Annotated in this window: 22 protein-coding genes and 1 tRNA gene; 4 read left to right on the top strand and 19 right to left on the bottom strand. The window is 45.0% G+C overall.

Annotated elements, in window-relative coordinates; genetic code table 11:
* Positions 1-126: 126 nt before the first annotated feature.
* From AB6E30_RS11325 to mutY, 4 genes are all read right to left on the bottom strand, one after another.
* Positions 127-202 (bottom strand) — tRNA-Phe (locus tag AB6E30_RS11325).
* 103 nt (positions 203-305) lie between these two features.
* Positions 306-1,439, bottom strand: a complete 1,134-nt coding sequence (gene mltC, locus AB6E30_RS11330; protein WP_372103637.1) for a membrane-bound lytic murein transglycosylase MltC — start codon at positions 1,437-1,439, stop codon at positions 306-308.
* 69 nt (positions 1,440-1,508) lie between these two features.
* Positions 1,509-1,781: an oxidative damage protection protein gene (locus AB6E30_RS11335; protein WP_010435637.1), complete on the bottom strand. Its 273-nt coding sequence runs from the start codon at positions 1,779-1,781 to the stop codon at positions 1,509-1,511.
* Between the two features lie 28 nt (positions 1,782-1,809).
* The gene (mutY, locus tag AB6E30_RS11340; protein ID WP_065584120.1) at positions 1,810-2,871 is read right to left on the bottom strand and encodes an A/G-specific adenine glycosylase; all 1,062 of its coding nucleotides are present in this window, start codon (positions 2,869-2,871) and stop codon (positions 1,810-1,812) included.
* A gap of 165 nt (positions 2,872-3,036) precedes the next feature.
* On the opposite strand from mutY, the gene trmB reads away from it, so the two are divergent.
* Together trmB and glsB are read left to right on the top strand one after the other, a co-directional pair.
* Positions 3,037-3,756, top strand: a complete 720-nt coding sequence (gene trmB, locus AB6E30_RS11345; RefSeq protein WP_017062250.1) for a tRNA (guanosine(46)-N7)-methyltransferase TrmB — start codon at positions 3,037-3,039, stop codon at positions 3,754-3,756.
* Between the two features lie 349 nt (positions 3,757-4,105).
* The gene (gene glsB / locus AB6E30_RS11350; protein ID WP_017062249.1) at positions 4,106-5,026 is read left to right on the top strand and encodes a glutaminase B; all 921 of its coding nucleotides are present in this window, start codon (positions 4,106-4,108) and stop codon (positions 5,024-5,026) included.
* A gap of 122 nt (positions 5,027-5,148) precedes the next feature.
* On the opposite strand, the gene hemW is transcribed toward glsB, so the two are convergent.
* From hemW to AB6E30_RS11385, 7 genes are all read right to left on the bottom strand, one after another.
* A complete protein-coding gene (hemW, locus tag AB6E30_RS11355) occupies positions 5,149-6,336 on the bottom strand; it encodes a radical SAM family heme chaperone HemW (RefSeq protein ID WP_372103640.1) in 1,188 nt (395 codons plus the stop codon).
* Positions 6,336-6,935 (bottom strand): XTP/dITP diphosphatase, encoded by a 600-nt coding sequence (locus AB6E30_RS11360; protein WP_017062247.1) that lies wholly within the window; start codon positions 6,933-6,935, stop codon positions 6,336-6,338. Before AB6E30_RS11360 ends, hemW begins: the two co-directional genes overlap by 1 nt.
* A 48-nt stretch (positions 6,936-6,983) precedes the next feature.
* Positions 6,984-7,415 (bottom strand): DUF4426 domain-containing protein, encoded by a 432-nt coding sequence (locus tag AB6E30_RS11365; RefSeq protein WP_017062246.1) that lies wholly within the window; start codon positions 7,413-7,415, stop codon positions 6,984-6,986.
* Between the two features lie 28 nt (positions 7,416-7,443).
* On the bottom strand, positions 7,444-7,734 hold the full coding sequence (gene yggU / locus AB6E30_RS11370; protein WP_017067797.1) for a DUF167 family protein YggU: 291 nt from the start codon (positions 7,732-7,734) through the stop codon (positions 7,444-7,446).
* A gap of 29 nt (positions 7,735-7,763) precedes the next feature.
* Positions 7,764-8,321 carry a YggT family protein gene (locus tag AB6E30_RS11375; RefSeq protein ID WP_372103643.1) on the bottom strand — a complete coding sequence of 186 codons (558 nt, stop codon included), beginning with the start codon at positions 8,319-8,321 and terminating at the stop codon, positions 7,764-7,766.
* Between the two features lie 76 nt (positions 8,322-8,397).
* The gene (gene proC, locus AB6E30_RS11380; RefSeq protein WP_372103645.1) at positions 8,398-9,216 is read right to left on the bottom strand and encodes a pyrroline-5-carboxylate reductase; all 819 of its coding nucleotides are present in this window, start codon (positions 9,214-9,216) and stop codon (positions 8,398-8,400) included.
* 78 nt (positions 9,217-9,294) lie between these two features.
* Positions 9,295-9,999, bottom strand: a complete 705-nt coding sequence (locus AB6E30_RS11385; RefSeq protein ID WP_017062243.1) for a YggS family pyridoxal phosphate-dependent enzyme — start codon at positions 9,997-9,999, stop codon at positions 9,295-9,297.
* Positions 10,000-10,025: 26 nt separating this feature from the next.
* Between AB6E30_RS11385 and AB6E30_RS11390 the strand changes: the two genes are divergently transcribed.
* Both AB6E30_RS11390 and AB6E30_RS11395 read left to right on the top strand, forming a co-directional pair.
* Positions 10,026-11,063 carry a type IV pilus twitching motility protein PilT gene (locus tag AB6E30_RS11390; protein WP_017062242.1) on the top strand — a complete coding sequence of 346 codons (1,038 nt, stop codon included), beginning with the start codon at positions 10,026-10,028 and terminating at the stop codon, positions 11,061-11,063.
* A gap of 14 nt (positions 11,064-11,077) precedes the next feature.
* A complete protein-coding gene (locus AB6E30_RS11395) occupies positions 11,078-12,187 on the top strand; it encodes a PilT/PilU family type 4a pilus ATPase (RefSeq protein ID WP_017062241.1) in 1,110 nt (369 codons plus the stop codon).
* Between the two features lie 74 nt (positions 12,188-12,261).
* Here the strand turns inward: AB6E30_RS11395 and AB6E30_RS11400 are convergent, their stop codons facing one another.
* The 8 genes from AB6E30_RS11400 to AB6E30_RS11435 form a co-directional block, all read right to left on the bottom strand.
* A complete protein-coding gene (locus AB6E30_RS11400) occupies positions 12,262-12,399 on the bottom strand; it encodes a hypothetical protein (RefSeq protein ID WP_170791814.1) in 138 nt (45 codons plus the stop codon).
* A gap of 99 nt (positions 12,400-12,498) precedes the next feature.
* The gene (ruvX, locus tag AB6E30_RS11405; protein ID WP_004735480.1) at positions 12,499-12,921 is read right to left on the bottom strand and encodes a Holliday junction resolvase RuvX; all 423 of its coding nucleotides are present in this window, start codon (positions 12,919-12,921) and stop codon (positions 12,499-12,501) included.
* Between the two features lie 60 nt (positions 12,922-12,981).
* Positions 12,982-13,545: a YqgE/AlgH family protein gene (locus tag AB6E30_RS11410; protein WP_017062239.1), complete on the bottom strand. Its 564-nt coding sequence runs from the start codon at positions 13,543-13,545 to the stop codon at positions 12,982-12,984.
* 116 nt (positions 13,546-13,661) lie between these two features.
* On the bottom strand, positions 13,662-14,612 hold the full coding sequence (gene gshB, locus AB6E30_RS11415; RefSeq protein ID WP_004735482.1) for a glutathione synthase: 951 nt from the start codon (positions 14,610-14,612) through the stop codon (positions 13,662-13,664).
* A gap of 9 nt (positions 14,613-14,621) precedes the next feature.
* Positions 14,622-15,353: a 16S rRNA (uracil(1498)-N(3))-methyltransferase gene (gene rsmE / locus AB6E30_RS11420; protein ID WP_017062238.1), complete on the bottom strand. Its 732-nt coding sequence runs from the start codon at positions 15,351-15,353 to the stop codon at positions 14,622-14,624.
* Positions 15,354-15,506: 153 nt separating this feature from the next.
* Entirely contained in the window at positions 15,507-16,238 is a 732-nt protein-coding gene (locus AB6E30_RS11425) for an endonuclease (protein WP_017063198.1), read from the bottom strand.
* A gap of 96 nt (positions 16,239-16,334) precedes the next feature.
* Positions 16,335-16,835 carry a SprT family zinc-dependent metalloprotease gene (locus AB6E30_RS11430; RefSeq protein WP_017062236.1) on the bottom strand — a complete coding sequence of 167 codons (501 nt, stop codon included), beginning with the start codon at positions 16,833-16,835 and terminating at the stop codon, positions 16,335-16,337.
* Between the two features lie 80 nt (positions 16,836-16,915).
* Positions 16,916-17,713, bottom strand: coding sequence for a DUF2189 domain-containing protein (locus AB6E30_RS11435; RefSeq protein WP_017062235.1), 798 nt, complete (start codon positions 17,711-17,713; stop codon positions 16,916-16,918).
* Between the last annotated feature and the right edge of the window lie 203 nt (positions 17,714-17,916).

Below are 17,916 nucleotides of genomic sequence, written 5' to 3' on the forward strand. Positions count from 1 at the left end.
TGGTGACCTACTGATTACAAGTCAGTTGCTCTACCTACTGAGCTAAGTCGGCACACTAAATTCTTTATGCTTTTGTCCGTGTTGTTACTCCCTGTTAAAGAGTGTTGACACCAACAAATCAAATTGTGGTGCCCGGAGGCGGAATCGAACCACCGACACGAGGATTTTCAATCCTCTGCTCTACCGACTGAGCTATCCGGGCAACGGAGCGCTATTAAACGGATTTTCTGCATAACCGTCAACTCCTTTTTTGAAAATAACTAAAAAAACCGTTCGTTCGTTGTTTTTTTATTCAAAAGTGAGGGTTATGTTTTACCTTGGTTAAATTCTTTTTTGAATTGCGTTACTTTTTCGAGGTATCGGCGCGACTCTTTATTTGGATGCTTCTTGGTAAGCGCCCAGTAGGCTTGGCTCGGTTGCAGCGAGTTTAAGTCTTGCATTGCTCGCTTTCTGTCCTTACTGAAGGTATTGAGTACGCCACCAGTACCGCCGTTATAGGCTGAAATCATACTGTATTCAAGCGTTAATGGGTTTTTTACGTCTTTCAAATAACGATTTTTAAGGATGTAAAAGTATGCGGTGCCAGCATCAATGTTGTTTTCTGGATTGAATAAGTACTCAGGGCTTGGTTCACCAGGTTTCTTTTTGACGTGTTCAAATACATCTCGACCAGCGGTTTTAGGTACCACCTGCATAAGACCATAAGCATTAGCCCAGCTTACGGCGTACGGGTTGAAGCTACTCTCTGTCTTGATGATAGCGTAGATTAAATCTTCAGGGATGTCATAACGCTGAGACGCTCGTCGAACGATGTCGGCATATTGATAACTACGCTGGCTAGCGTGGTCGGCCACCATTGGGATTTCAACGTAGTAGGCTTTTTTAAAGTCGACTTCTTTGGTTTTTAGGTTATTCGCGATCAGGTAATCCGCAAACTGGTTCGCTCGCCAAGTCCATTGAATGGGCTTTTTTTCTTGGTCTACGACCTGATTATAGAGGAAAGGTTTGCCTTCTAGCTTGATGCTTTTAGAAGAGAATAGATCGACATGCGCCGGATCATCTGGCGTCAAAAGGGTCGTCATGATCGCATTTTTGAGGTGTTTTTTCGGTTCGGTAGAGGAAACCGTTTCCACCGTTATCAGGCCTTGGCTAAAATTCACTTCTGAACGACTTAAGTAATTATCTATGTATTTCACATAGTTACTCTTACCTGCTATCTTGATTTCACTGCTACCCCAACGTTTTTGAATGTTGCCTGAAAAGCCATCTATTAATGAATCTAGCGCCCCGGTATCTTTTTCAAATTGTCCGGGTAGCTCAGCTAAATTCTTCACAAACCGGTTGGTTGGCTCGTAATTGACATCATAAATGCTTTCGACAAATTCACGGCTGCAGCCAGTTAATAACATGGCTGTTAGGAAGTAACTTAGCTTTTTCATAGTTCCTCATACAAAAATGACATCGCAGCGTTAACCATGATGTCATTAAAAATTGCTTAAATAAATGTCTTATTCGCTTGGTGGAGTATAGCCATCAATTACGACATCTTTACCTTCAAAAAGGAAGTTAACCATCTCAGTTTCAAGAAGTTTACGATGCTCAGGATCCATCATGTTTAGCTTCTTTTCATTGATAAGCATAGTTTGCTTGCTTTGCCATTGTCCCCAAGCTTCTTTAGACACGTTGTCAAAGATACGCTTACCTAAGTCACCTGGGTAAAGTTGAAAATCTAGGCCTTCAGCATCTTTTTGAAGGCGAGCACAAAATACAGTGCGGCTCATAGTGGTTCCTCTTATCGCGTTCGTTGATTCAAACGTCGTCGTTCAGTTCAAAGGGTAGGCTCTCAATAAGCTGCTTTACAGGAGCGGCTAGGCCAATTTCTTCCGGTTTTGATAAGTTATACCAGAGACCTTTAGCCCCTTCCATTATCAAATCTGGTTGTTTATCTAATTTCACTAATACTGGCGTGATATCTAAGTGGTAGTGGCTGAAAGTGTGTCTAAACGCAATCATGGTCTTGATCGAATTGGTTTGAGTGTCTTTGATCGAACGAAGATCTAGTTGATGTTCGATCTCTGCGTTTTCATTTTGAGGGAAACAAAACAATCCGCCCCAGATACCAGATTGAGGGCGCTGTTCGAGCCACACTTGGTTGTCGTGATACAGAATCACAAACCATGTGTCTTTTACTGGCTTTTCTTTCTTAGGCTTTTTGCCAGGGAAGTCGAGCTGTCTATCGAGCTTCTTGGCCTCACACATGCTTTCAATCGGGCACAAGGTGCACTTAGGCTTGCTACGGGTACAAACCATGGCACCCATGTCCATCATTGCTTGGTTGTACTTATCGACATCTTTGTTCGGAGTATGTGCTTCGGCGTGTTCCCAAAGCTGGTTTTCGACTTTCTTTTGCCCCGGCCAACCTTCAACGGCAAAACTTCTCGCAAGCGTTCGTTTTACATTGCCATCAAGAATCGCATGAGGAAGTTTATGAACCGATGATAAGACGGCTGCTGCTGTTGAGCGACCAATCCCCGGTAGCGCGTTCATCTCTTCGATAGACAGCGGAAATTCACCACCATATTGCTCAGCAACGATCTTGGCTGCTTTATGTAGATTGCGAGCTCGTGCGTAATAACCAAGCCCTGTCCATAAGTGGAGTACCTCATCTTGTTCGGCGTTCGCTAGGTCGATAACCGTTGGAAAGCGTTCTAAGAAGCGTTGGTAGTATGGAATCACCGTAGCAACCTGAGTCTGCTGAAGCATGATTTCAGATAGCCAAACGGTGTAGGCGGTTTTGTTTTGTTGCCAAGGCAATTCTTTACGCCCGTAGGCGTCATACCACTTTAATATGGCGGTTGCGAAAGGAGTCACGACATGCTCTATGCTTTGCTATTATTAGAAGCGAAATTGCACCACACTTAACGTTGGATGTAAAACAGACAAATTGTGTGGGAATTTATCCACGGAAAGACTTGCACCGGAGGCAATTCTTTGGATAATCCCCGCTTTGATTAATCAATGTGCAGGCAAAAATCAATGAGTGAAGTGACCACTAACGAATATACTGAAGACGGCAAACTGGTTCGTAAGATCCGTAGCTTTGTTCGCCGCGAAGGCCGCTTAACAAAAGGCCAAGAGAACGCGATGAATGAATGTTGGCCAACAATGGGTATCGACTACAACCCAGAGCTTCTTAACTGGAAAGAAGTATTTGGCAACGATAACCCGGTTGTACTAGAGATTGGCTTCGGTATGGGTGCATCACTGGTTGAAATGGCAAAGAACGCACCTGAGAAAAACTTCTTAGGTATTGAAGTTCATAGCCCGGGTGTTGGTGCGTGTTTAGGTACAGCTCGCGATGCTGGCGTAACTAACCTGCGTGTAATGTGTCACGATGCTGTAGAAGTATTTGAACACATGATCCCAGATAGCAGCCTGCATACTCTGCAACTGTTCTTCCCTGACCCATGGCACAAAGCTCGTCACCATAAACGTCGTATCGTTAAGGCTGAGTTTGCAGAGATGGTTCGCGGCAAGCTTCAACTTGATACTGGTGTTTTCCACATGGCAACAGACTGGGAAAACTACGCAGAACATATGATTGAAGTGATGAACGTAGCTCCAGGCTTCGAAAACATCGCTGAAGATGGTGATTACATCCCTCGTCCGGATGAGCGCCCGCTAACTAAGTTTGAAGCGCGTGGCCACCGTTTAGGTCATGGTGTTTGGGACATTAAGTTCAAGCGTACTAAGTAACTTCGAATCAAATTAAGTGAAGGGTAATCCGACTTAGGGTTTAACCCCTACACTTTATGGGATTGATTAAAGCCAACATTATTGTAATGTTGGCTTTTTTGTCCTTAGGCTTTTATTTCAGTAAAGGCTTAACGACAGAAAGTAATACCAATCACAGTAAGTAAGTGATCAGAAATAGCGTAGGAAAAAGGCTTGAGAACAAGGCAGCATTTTTCGATAAGTAGTTACTCTACAATCAAAAATTCTAACGCAGTTATCGAGCATTTTAACAAGCTAGAGTGAGCAGTTATTTACTACGATTGGTATATGTTACACCCCTACAAAAATAACAATATAGAAGTAAGCGCACATGAAACCAACTCAAGCTATTTTGGCCGAGATCTTAGACGAAGTTCGTCCTTTAATTGGACAGGGAAAGGTCGCTGATTATATCCCTGCACTGGCTCGCGTATCGAACCAGAAACTGGCGATCGCGGTATACACCAATGAAGGTGAGGTGATTAAAGCAGGCGATGCTGAAGAAGCATTTTCTGTGCAATCTATTTCTAAAGCCTTGAGCCTGACGCTAGCTATGGTGCTATATAAGCCTGAAGAGATTTGGCAAAGAGTAGGCAAAGAGCCTTCTGGTCAAGCCTTTAACTCGATGATTCAGCTTGAGATGGAGTATGGTATTCCCCGCAACCCGTTCATCAATGCGGGGGCAATTGTCGTTGCAGACCTACTACAAAGCCGCTTGTCTGCGCCTAGACACCGTTTGTTAGAGTTTGTGCGTCAGTTATCGGGCGATACTCATATCGTGTACGACAAAGTCGTAGCGGCTTCAGAAATGATGCACAGCGATCGTAATGCTGCCATTGCTTATTTGATGCGTTCATTTGGTAATTTTGAGAATGATGTTATCCCAGTTCTGAATAACTACTTCCATGCTTGTGCGCTTAAAATGACGTGTGTGGATTTGGCGAAAACCTTTAGCTATTTGGCGAACAAAGGTGTGTCGGTTCAGACTAAGAAAGAGATCATCACGCCAGTTCAAACTAAACAACTGAATGCTTTGCTTGCGACATGTGGTTTGTACGATGGGGCGGGTGAGTTTGCTTACCGTGTTGGTATGCCGGGCAAATCGGGTGTGGGTGGCGGTATTATTGCCATCGTTCCGGGTGAGATGACCATCGCTGTGTGGTCTCCGGAGCTTGACCCTTCTGGTAACTCTCTTGCTGGTACTAAGGCTCTAGAGTTGCTTTCAGAGCGAATTGGTCGTTCTATTTTTTAGAAGAAAGATGCGAGATGTGAGCACGGACTTCGTCCTATAGAATAGAGCGCTTCGCTTCGAGATAGACTCATACAATAAAAAGGGTTGACCCTAAAGCCAACCCTTACGTAATACTTCTCTAATTATTCGTCTTCTTCCGCCATAAAGGCTTCCAGTAGATCATTTAGGAACAGCTTTCCTTTTTCAGTGATCTGCCAGTGAGTGTCGGTTTCGTTCAAGTAACCTAGCTCTTTTGCCCACTCAATCGTTGACTGAACAGCGTCAAAACCAAGCCCAGTAGTATCGATGAAATCTTGTTTTGGACACGCTTCCATTAACCTAAAGCGGTTCATAAAGAACTCAAAAGGGCGGTCTTCATTCGGCACTTCAAACTCATCAGATAGATAAGGCTTCACCATGTTTTGGTAAGCCGCTAAATAACCTCTAGGGTGTTTAACCTTAGTCGTGCGAATGATGCGTCCATCAGCAAAACTTAGCTTGCCATGAGAGCCACAACCAATACCTAGGTAGTCACCAAAGCGCCAGTAGTTGAGGTTATGTTGACACTGATATCCCGGCTTGCTGTAGCCTGAAATTTCGTACTGCACATACCCTGCGTCTGCGAGCTTCTTATGGCCTAGGTCGAAGATATCCCAAAGGTCATCATCATCAGGCAGCGTTGGTGTTTTGTAATAGAACATGGTGTTAGGTTCTATTGTTAGCTGATACCAAGATAAGTGCGGAGGGTCGAGTTCTATCGCTTTATCCAAATCAGCCAACGCTTGTTCAATACTCTGATCGGGTAAGCCGTGCATTAAGTCTAAGTTGAAACTATTCAATCCAATCTTATGCGCTAAATGAGCGGCATTTACCGCTTCATCTTGACCATGAATACGCCCAAGTCTTTCCAGTTTCTCTTGCTCAAAACTTTGCACACCCACCGAGATTCGAGTAATGCCTGCCTTTTGGTAACCTGCAAAACGCTCAGCTTCGATAGTTCCCGGGTTGGCTTCCATGGTGATTTCTATTTCAGGTTTGAACGGGATGCGCTGTTCAATGCCTTGTAACAATCGGCCAATTCCTTCAGGAGAAAACAGGCTTGGGGTACCGCCACCAATAAAGATCGAATGCAGTGGGCGAGGCATACCATTGAGCTGATATTTTTCGATATCAGTATCGAGATCCTCAAGCAGTGCATCGATATACTCTTTTTCAGGGATCTCGGCTTTCAGAGCGTGAGAGTTAAAATCACAATACGGACACTTTTGTACACACCATGGGATGTGTACATAGAGGCTAAGTGCGGGTGGTATTAGCGCTGCATTGTGCATTACAGAGCTTGCTCCTTGAGAGTCTTGAATAGTGACGCAAGCGCTTTACCACGGTGTGATAGTTGCTTCTTACGCGAAGATTCAAGCTCTGCTGAGGCGCAGTTATCTTCTGGTACAAAGAACACAGGATCGTAGCCAAAGCCATTCTCACCGTGTTCTTCAGTAAGAATACGACCTTCCCATTTACCGTGACACACTAGAGGTGTTGGATCATTCTCGTGACGCATTAGCACCAACACACAGTGGAAACGCGCAGTACGCTTTTCAGTTTCGACACCTTGCATCGCATCTAATAGTTTTTTGATGTTCTGCTTATCGGTTGCCCCTTCACCTGAGTAACGCGCTGAATAGATACCTGGCGCACCATTTAAGTAATCAACCTCTAAACCTGAGTCGTCAGCAATGGCTGGCAGCCCTGTTTCTTTCGCTGCGTGGCGAGCTTTGATGATGGCATTTTCAATGAAAGTCGTTCCTGTTTCAGCGACTTCTGAAACGTTAAATTCACTTTGCGCGACAACGTCAAAACCAAACTCAGACAGAATATCTGCCATCTCGCGAACTTTACCTTGGTTGCCTGTTGCTAAAACAATCTTACTCATGGGAATGTAGCTCTAAATAAGTTAATAAATGAAAAGTAAGGTTTGAGCTTACTCTTCTATATAGAATTTCTGTGTGAAACGCAGTGGACCAGTGCCTTTTAGGCCTGCGTTCACATCGATGTCGAAGGTGATGTTTTCTTCGTGAGTTACGGGGAACTCAGCAAGGTAATAAATCGCATCGCCTTCTTTGATTTCTCGAAACTTCAAAGTACGGGTGTTTCCAACGAGGTTCTTCGCTGTTCCCGTAATTTTAGCCGTTGTCGCAGGCTTGCCTAGAGAAGCCTTGTCTAACACGCTGATGTTGAGGATTGCTGAGTATCCATTTCGCTTAAGTTTGTATTGCTTAGCGACTTGCGAAGTTAAGAACGTGGAATTAAAAGCCGAGTAATGAACCTCGACATCCTTAATGTTCTTAAATTGCCCTGCTGAGCTTGGTAAGGCAACAAGAGCGGTGAGTAGTGCTGTTATCCATAAACGCATAATGACTCCAATAAATAGCAAAAAGCCATCATAGGATGGCTTTGACTTCAGTTGGGATTTGGCTTGGCGAGCATATTCGAACTTGCTTGTGCCTACCGAGATCTCCCTTTTCTATCTTAATTTGCCCTTTTGCGACCTTAAACTGTTTCGCAAGGTATTTCGCTAAATGGGCATTGGCTTTGCCATCAACCGGTGGTGCAGTAATGGCAATTTTCAGTTCCTGACCGTGCAAGCCGACAATTTTGTCTCGGCTTGCTTTGGGTTGGATATAGAGCCTAAGAAGAATATCGTCTTCCTCGGCCCAAACCGCTTTTGGCATCGTCAAAGTACCTGATGTTTGTACTTGAATTATAGCTGATACCAAATAGGGCCAATCATGTCGCCCATTAGGAAGTTCGCAAATTGCAGAACAATGAACAGAACCAGTACGCTTAGGTCGAAACCACCCATGTCCGGAAGGATACGGCGGATAGGCACTAGCATTGGTTCAGTCAGTTGATGGAACACGTACTCGATTGGGCTACGACCTTGGCTAACCCAGCTTAGGATTGCACGGATAAGTAGAACCCAGAAGAGCAAGCCACCAGCTGCTTTGAGCAGAGACAGTGCACCAAAGATTAGAAAGCTAATATCGAAAACGGCAGCGCCGCCAGAGATAATCAGGTTTAGAGCAACGAACTTAAGTACACACAGCACATAAGCGAAAACAACGGTCGCCAGATCAAGGCTGCCGATTGATGGAATAACTCGGCGTAGTGGGGCAACAACCGGCTGTGTCGCTTTTACGATGAATTGTGAGAATGGATTGTAGAAATCTGCACGTGATGCTTGTAGCCAGATACGCAAGATCACAACCATGATGTAAAGATCAAAAACGGTCGAGATCAGAAAGCTCATCGAGTTCATATTGTTTCCTTTTTCGGATTTACTTGTCGCTTAGATATAACCAGAGCGGCAAAATACTTGTTTATCTTGATTGGTACTAAAACAGTTTTTCCATCTCTTCAGCTCGAGCAACTGCCGCTTGCATGGCTTTTGCTACGATGTCTGATAGTTGATGTTCGTTAAACGTGCGTAGTGCTTCTGCGGTCGTGCCGCCTTTTGATGTCACTTGTTCACGCAGTGTTGATAATTCAGTATCTGGATTTGCTACGACCATCGCTGCCGCGCCTAATGCAGACTGCTGCACTAGCTTACGAGCGGTTTCTTGGTCAAAACCTTGGTTGATTGCTTCAGCTTGCATCGCTTCCATAAACAGGAAGAAGTAAGCCGGAGCACTACCCGCCGCCGCAATGATGTTATTGACACCAGACTCTTGCTCAACCCAGCTTACTTCACCAACAGCTTGCATCAGCTGAGAAGCAAAGTCTTTATCATCTTGGCTGACAGTTGCATCGGCATAAAGACCACTCATCCCTTTACCAAGCAGTGATGGCGTGTTTGGCATCACACGAACAAGGTTCAGTTGGCAGTTTAACATCTCATTGAGTCGATTCGCATTAATACCCGCGGCAATTGAGATAACCAGTTTGTTACTGAAGTCGATATCTTGTAAGGGTTTACATACATCAGCCATCATTTGTGGTTTCACGGATAACACCACAACGTCTGCTTGCTCTGCTGCTGCAATATTATCGCTGGTGGTATTGATGCCGTATTCTTGTTCTAACGGCAGCCTTCTGGTTTCTGAAGGTGCTGTTGCAGTAATCTTTTGCGCTGGGTAACCACTCGCGACTAAGCCCGCTACAATTGAGCGAACCATGTTTCCCGCCCCAATAAAGGCGATGTTCTTATGTACCATATATAAAATCCTGAGCGTGTCGCTGCGCGGATAAGGCGAAGCGGTATCAATACTTGTACTTGTCGTTACTTACTACGGCTATTTCGCGTAATCACGAGCGCCGAAAATAGCTGTTCCAATACGAACCATTGTGCTGCCAGCCTCAACTGCTGCATCCATATCACCACTCATCCCCATCGAAAGGGTATCAATGTCTGAATACTTCGCGGCTAGCTTGTCTTTAAGCTCTGCCAGTTGAGAAAATGCATTAAGCTGAGATTGATAGTCAGATACGTTTGCAGGAATCGACATCAATCCTCTTAAGGTGAGGTTGGGGAGCGATGAAATCAACTCCGCGAGTGCAAAAACTGTCTCTTCTGAGGTTCCAGATTTGGACTCTTCACCACTGGTGTTTACCTGAATCAACACTTGCAAAGGTGGAAGTTCGCTTGGTCGTTGATCATTAAGCCTTTGTGCGATCTTATCGCGATCGACGGAATGCACCCATTGAAAGCTTTCCGCGATTGGGCGGGTTTTATTGGATTGAATTGGACCAATAAAATGCCACTCTAAATTTAGGTTAGAATGTTGTTCTGAAAAGTGTTTTACTTTATCTACACCTTCTTGAACATAGTTTTCACCAAAGGCAACTTGGCCTCCGAGTGCGGCTTCTAGAATCGCATCAATAGGTTTAGTTTTGCTGACGGCTAAAAGTTGCACGGACTCTGGAGCTCGTCCGCACTTTTGCTCAGCACTACGAATCTGTGAGGTGATTTGTTCGATATTTTGTTGAATACTACTCATAGCTGACTTTACTTAAGGGAAAATAAATGGATATCACTGAGTTACTAGATTTTAGTGTAAAGCATAACGCGTCAGATCTACATCTTTCTGCGGGTGTATCTCCAATGGTACGTATAGATGGTGAAGTAAGGAAGCTTGGAATCCCAGCTTTGAGTCATGCTGATGTGCATCGTTTGGTTTTTGAGATCATGAGCGATTCACAACGCGGCGAGTTTGAAGAAAAACTGGAAGTCGACTTCTCTTTTGAATTACCCAATGTTGGTCGCTTTCGTGTTAATGCGTTTAACCAAGCCCGTGGCTGCTCAGCTGTCTTTCGAACTATCCCTGTCGAAATCCCGACTTTAGATCAGTTAGGTGCACCTGAGATCTTCGAAAGGATTGCTAACTACGAAAAAGGGTTAGTGCTCGTCACTGGTCCAACTGGCTCTGGTAAATCAACGACTCTTGCGGCGATGGTTGATTACGTAAATCGCAACCACAATAAGCATATTCTGACGATTGAAGACCCGATTGAATTCGTTCACACCAATAATAAATGCCTAGTCAACCAGCGTGAAGTTCACCGTGATACCCACAGTTTTAAAGCGGCACTGCGCAGTGCCTTACGTGAAGACCCAGACGTGATTCTGGTTGGTGAACTTCGTGACCAAGAGACGATTAGCTTAGCGTTAACCGCAGCAGAAACGGGTCACTTGGTCTTTGGTACTCTGCACACCAGTTCTGCGGCTAAAACGATCGACCGTATTATCGATGTGTTCCCAGGTAGCGATAAAGATATGGTTCGTTCGATGTTGTCTGAATCACTGCGCTCGGTGATAGCCCAGAAGCTGCTAAAGCGTGTTGGTGGTGGTCGTGTGGCGTGTCATGAAATCATGATGGCAACACCTGCGATCAGAAACTTGATTCGTGAAGATAAGGTTGCGCAGATGTACTCGATCATTCAAACGGGCGCAGCGCACGGCATGCAGACCATGGAACAAAATGCGAAGCAGCTGATGGCGCAGGGCTTGGTTGATTCGGAAGAGGTCGAGAAAAAGATCGAAATTGAAACCTCAATGTTTTAATCAAGGTGGACACAATGGAATTGAATCAAATCCTTGAGGGAATGCTTTCTCAAAAGGCATCGGATCTTTATATCACGGTTGATGCGCCAATCCTTTTTCGTGTGGATGGTGAATTACGCCCTCAAGGAGAGAAGCTGAATGCGGCTCAAGTTGCTCAATTACTTGATGCGATGATGGAACAAGACCGACGTGATGAATATCAGCAAACGCGTGAGGCTAATTTTGCGATTGTGCGTGACTTTGGTCGTTTTCGTGTCAGTGCATTCTTTCAGCGAGAGCTACCTGGAGCGGTCATTCGACGTATCGAGACTAACATCCCAACCTTTGAGCAACTAAAGCTTCCTGATGTACTACAGGACCTATCAATAGCTAAGCGCGGACTTGTGCTGGTGGTTGGTGCGACAGGCTCTGGTAAATCGACCTCAATGGCTGCAATGACAGGCTATCGCAACACCAATCGCTCGGGACATATCTTGACGGTTGAAGACCCTATTGAATTTGTGCACGAACATAAAAAGTGCATCGTGACGCAGCGTGAGGTCGGGCTCGACACCGAGAGTTACGAAGTCGCGCTTAAGAACTCGCTACGCCAAGCACCAGACATGATCTTGATTGGCGAAATCCGTAGCCGTGAGACCATGGAATACGCGATGACCTTTGCTGAAACGGGTCATTTGTGTATGGCAACACTGCACGCCAATAATGCCAACCAAGCGTTAGAACGTATTCTTCACTTGGTGCCGAAAGAGCAAAAAGAGCAATTCTTGTTTGATCTGTCGATGAACCTGCGTGGTGTCGTCGCTCAGCAACTCATTCGCGACAAGAATGGCAGCGGGCGTCATGGTGTATTCGAGATTCTGCTGAATAGCCCTCGTGTTTCTGACTTGATTCGTCGTGGTGAACTACACGAACTGAAAGCAACCATGGCTAAATCGAAAGAGATAGGTATGCAGACCTTTGACCAAGCTTTGTATGATTTAGTGATAGCAGGCAAGATCAGCGAAGAGGATGCGTTCCACAGTGCCGATTCTGCTAATGACTTGCGCTTAATGCTCAAAACTAGACGTGGTGATGACGACTACGGAACTGGGGCGTTGGCTGGTGTGAAGATAGATATGGGGTGATAAAAAACGCCTGATTTGATTCTAGGTTAAAATCAGGCGTTCATCATATTCATCGTTCGGCTGCGTCTGTATTATCAACGCTTCTTGTTCTTAGGCTCGCTGATTACGTCTGCGTCAGTCGAAGTATGATTCATATAACCTGCATTATTGGAGCTTGTCGAACTGCATGCTGATATTGCTAGAGCTACGAAGATTGCTAGAAAAATTTTCATGTGAACTCCCACTTACCTAATAATGAATTGCTTCGACATTACGTCGTAATATCATTATAGGATCACAAAGGAGTTTAATCTTTGAGCTCTTAATTTTCGTTATGAATATTGTGCTTCAAACCAGCTCTCTAAAATGACGACTGCAGACTGGTTATCGACATTGCCTTTGCTTAGCGCTTTATAGCCGCCCATTTCAAAAAGGTCGGCTCTTGCTTCTGTGGTCGATAGTCTTTCATCATGTAGTTCAACATCGACACCAAAGCGCCCTTTTAGGCGATTGGCAAACTTCTTCGCCCTTGGTGTAATCGCGGCTAGATCTTTACCATGAAGATCGGTAGGAAGACCAACCACGATAAGATTCGGCTGCCACTCCTTAATTTGCTTTTCGATATCGTCCCAATTTGGGATGCCATCTTTGGCTTTAAAAGCTTTTAGAGGGCTTGCGGTGCCCGTGATTTCTTGTCCTATCGCACTACCGATACTTTTTGTACCGTAGTCAAATGCCATAATTGTTCGTGACATGGGGTTTCCAAATTTATCTGTGTTTGAGAGTGTCTGTTTATTTTACTTAGTTGATTTGAGCTAGGCGTGACCAGCGTCTGCTGAAAGCTGAGCTGCATTAATGCCTAACATCTGTACAGCGACTTTCCAGCGGTCAGAAATCGGTGTATCGAAGATGACCTTCGGATCGGCTTCAACGGTTAACCATGAGTTCTCGGTCAGTTCTGTTTCCAGTTGTCCGGGTTCCCATCCTGCATACCCAAGTGCGACTAAATAATTCATCGGCTCATCTTCTGTGCCCAACACCATCAAGATATCTTTTGAGGTTGTCACTGAGATTTGATCCGTCATGCTGATACTGGATTGATAGTTGCCTTTAGGTTTGTGCAAAATAAACCCACGGTCTTCTGCGACCGGTCCACCATTCAATACAGGCTTATCAAGACTTGCTTGGTTGGGTTTTGGCTGATCAGAATCAACCTCAACTTGCTTAAGCATGCTACCGACAGTGACATCAATAGGGGCGTTGATCATCAAACCCATCGCGCCTTCGTCATTGTGCTCACAAAGGTAAATCACCGAATTTTGAAAGTATGGGTCTTTCATTCCGGGCATAGCAACCAGAAAGTGGTTCGTTAAATTCATAGAGCCTCCTGCCAGTGTGTTCCCAGTAAAGGAAAAAGAGCGGCGTAAAGCCGCTCATTGTTCTTTGCCTAGATATTTCTGTGTTTTCGAATAGCTAAGGCTTTCTTTAGTTTAGGCTATTTAGCGTTAACGCGACGCTCAATTGCATCCATTAATTTACCTGTAACTGAAATATCAAAAGCGGCTTCAATTTCACGGATACAAGTAGGGCTAGTCACGTTAATTTCAGTCAGCTTGTCGCCGATAACATCAAGCCCAACAAAGATTAAGCCTTTCTCTTTCAGTGCTGGAGCAACTGCTCTTGCGATAGCCCAGTCTGTTTCACTTAGAGGACGAGCTTCACCTGTACCGCCAGCAGCAAGGTTACCTCGAGTTTCCCCTTTTGCAGGAATACGCGCTAGACAGTAAGGCATTGGCTCACCGTCAACCACAAGAATACGCTTATCACCATTGCTGATGTCTGGAACAAAAGTTTGTGCCATTGCGTAGTTCTGACCGTGGTTGGTCAAGGTTTCAATAATAACTGATACGTTTGGATCGCCTTCTTTCACACGGAAGATAGACGCGCCGCCCATGCCATCAAGTGGTTTTAGAATCACGTCGCCGTGTTCTTCTCGGAACGCTTTAATTTTTTCAGCTTTACGAGTCACGATGGTGGTCGGTGTCAGTTCAGGGAACCATGCCGTGAACAACTTCTCGTTACAGTCACGTAGGCTTTGTGGTTTGTTGACGATCAGTGCGCCGTTCTCTTCAGCACGCTCAAGAATGTAAGTTGCGTAGATGTACTCAGTATCAAACGGAGGATCTTTACGCATTAGTACCGCATCTAAATCGGATAGCGCGATAGTCTGTTCTGATTTGAACTCGTACCAACCGTTTGGATCTTCTTTTAGTTCAACAACCTTAGTGTCAGCAATGGCTACGCCTTGATCTAAATGTAGATCATCCATTTCCATGTAATGGATTTCGTAACCACGACGCTGAGCTTCAAGCATCATGGCAAAGCTAGAGTCTTTTTTGATGTTAATGGATGAAATTGGATCCATTACGATGCCAAGTTTGATCATTTTTTTCTCCTAGCCTAGATCGCCAAAACGGACTTGTAAGGCAGTAATTGCGGTTAGAGCTGCTGTTTCGGTACGAAGTACACGTGGGCCGAGTAGCGTCTCTTCAAATTTGTATTGTTCTGTCATGCCGATTTCTTCAGCCGACAAGCCACCTTCAGGGCCGATCAATAGGCGTACCTTACTGATAGGTTCTGGAAGGGTATTAATTGAGTATTTTGCACGAGGATGTAAGTTCAGCTTTAATGCTTCACTCGGTTCGCTACACCACTCTTCAAGTTGCATGATAGGGCGAATGACTGGAACCGTATTGCGGCCACACTGTTCACACGCCGCGATAGCAATCTTTTGCCACTGTGCGAGTTTTTTCTCGAAGCGTTTTGTATCAAGCTTAACGCCACAGCGCTCTGAAATTAAAGGGGTAATGGTGTTCACACCAAGCTCAACCGATTTCTGAATCGTGAACTCCATTTTGTCGCCACGTGAAATCACTTGGCCTAAATGTAAGTCTAACGGAGATTCGCTGCTGCGTTCGATGCGTTCAGAAACATTAACGGTGACATTTTTCTTTGATACTTCGGCTATCGTCGCAGGGAATTCAGCGCCACTGCCATCAAATAGAAGGACTTCTTGGCCTTCTTTCATGCGAAGGACACGACCAACATGACCCGCGGCATCTTCGCCTAAAGCGAGTGAACCTAACTGATGAATGCGTTCTGGGTGATGAATACGAGGGATTCTCATGCTGGTAAACCTATAAATATGTTCATTTGGGTATTTTGTCTCTGCCTAACATGGATGCTTTTAGTTGAAAAAACAAGGGTAGAGCAAGAGTTTCAGGGGCAATTCTGAAACTCTTGTTTGAGATAGTTAGGAATGTTGATTGTACGAGCGACGTTATTTACAAGCAGGGTAAACAAATGGGTTGTGATTACCTTGGATGGCATAGATTCGCTCATCACGAGTACATTCCCACTTGTCGACAGGAAATTGCTTGTTCCACGCCATCATTAGGTTGGTTTGTTGCTTAGATAGTTTGAAACCATACTCTTGGCTCATGTAAAGGTAAGTACGCGCGATAGAGCCTTTTGCTCTGTCTGGCGGCATAACTTTACGCTGCTTGAAGTTGACCTGCATTTCACACTGACCATAGCTCACACCATCCATGCCATTCCACTGACTGAAGTTGTAGTTGGAGCGATCACCGTTAACCTCGCCAATGGCCGGAGTTAGGTTGTGAAGGTCGGCTTCCATGGATTTGAATATTTTGTCATTGCGAGTGCAGTTCTTGCGCCCACCATCTTGCCAACACTGACGCTGGTGGCCAAATTGCCAAGCTGGAACCACGTGTTCCCACTCAATTCGACTCGCCCGCTTTTGTTGTTTTCGGACTTGATAGCCACAGCCATCAAGGTCGGGAATCCCTTTCTTTTTGTCCTTCCATGTAATGTCACAGCCGCAATAAAATGAAGTCGGATGGTCGAGGTAAATCTTCACCGCTTCTCTTTTTGCTTTGGAAAATGAGCTCGGTGGTGCGGCGAGAACGCTTTGGGTTACCAGTAGGCCAAATACTATTGTTAAGTAAAAAGATACAGGTAGGCCAAATGCTTTGAAGGTGAGTTTTTGCATAGAAAAAGACTGATAAAAGTATGATAAACATCAGTCTAGCACTCAAATGTTAGATCTCTCTATTAGATTTGTTCTACCGAGTAAATCAACCTGTCACTAGCTTAGTTGAGTTCCCGTGAAAGCTAAGGTTTGCTGGCACAATTGGCAGCGGTAGGTCGATTGATTCCGAAGTACTTTGTTGTGTCGTCTGATTGATAATGGGTAAGTGGTGCACTCACATCGATATTCAAAGGTTTTCCCTTGAACTGACGCGATTTCAAAGCTGTGAGTTGTTCTGGCTGGCACGTTGAATACTTTTTCCATCACGTATTTCCACTCGTTTCCGTGAGGCCTAACACGTCCGAAAACCTGATGCGTGATCAGGTGTGCGAGTTCATGTGGCACAACCTCGTTGATGAAGGCATCTTCATTTTCAGAAAATAGTACGTGGTTGAGCTTAATTTCGTTGAGCTGAAGGTAGGCCTTTCCCGCCGCTTTGCCTCTTAACTTGAAGGTGATAGTTGGGTGTGGAAATTCACGAGAGAAATGTTGATTTGCGATAGCTAGGCATTCGGCCAATTTCTTATTTGCTCGGTGTTGTTGCGGGGTGTAAGACAAACGTTGTTAACTCCAAATAAAAGGCCTCAGCGTTTAAACCAAGGCCTAATCATAACATTGCTTGTTGATCTAGCGATGCTTTACACGTGATGTTTTTTCTTAATGATCTCGTGATAAGCGTGCCATGTAGCATAGCCAAGTAGCGGCATGGTGACGATCATTCCGATGCCGTAGGTGGCAAAACCCACCAAAATACCGGCACAAATAATACTCGCCCAAACCACCATTGCAGGGATGTTCGATTTCACGGCATTAAAGCTAGTGAAAATCGCACTCATCACATCAACGCGTCTCTCCATCATTAACGGAATTGAAAATGCTGAGATGCTAAATATGAGGCTTGCGATAACAAAACCAATCACAGAACCCGTAATTAAGAAGGGAGCGAACTCAGCCAATGGTGCGCCTTGCACTGAAGGGTAGAGCGCGTGCAATAACGCAGCGATACGCATCCAGAATATCATCGCAACCATCAACACAATCGCAAAGGCCCATTGGTGGGTCGAGTTGCGAGTGATGGCTTTCATTGAGTGCAGTAGGCTGGCGTTATGGCCTTTTTCTCTTTCCCAAGCTGCGTCATACAAGCCTAGGGCAAGAAACGGCCCTATCAGCATGTACACGATCAGGCTTGGCATCACGACTAAGTGTGTTCCTTGCCATTGGACAAGTTGAACAATCGCAATTGCCGCTCCCATAAAGCACAATCCGTAAAATGCGCTGATTAATGGCATTCTTACTAAGTCATGCAGAGCAAGCGACAACCAATGAAAGGGTGCGGAAATACTGATTTGGTTGCAAGGAATGGTGCGAGCGTAATCCTTATCGCTGACCTTGTGTTTTTTATCGTTCAGTTCGGATGGGTGCGCGGTACGAGGCATAGATCCCCCTAGTTAAATAACGTCCTAGTTATAATTCCATAAGGCTCATCGATGTGGCTTGTGTGAGAGTTATGGTGTTGAGCTAAATTGCTCTTTGTCATCCCAGTTATTGTTCTAGCGTGCATTTAACGAGCGTTATCAGACTGAATTAATTTAAGTTAAATGTGAGCTTGATCGCCTAGGAGTTACCTTAACTATTGTCA

Source organism: Vibrio sp. 10N.247.311.12 (assembly GCF_041467515.1).
In the GTDB taxonomy this organism is placed as follows: domain Bacteria; phylum Pseudomonadota; class Gammaproteobacteria; order Enterobacterales; family Vibrionaceae; genus Vibrio; species Vibrio crassostreae_C.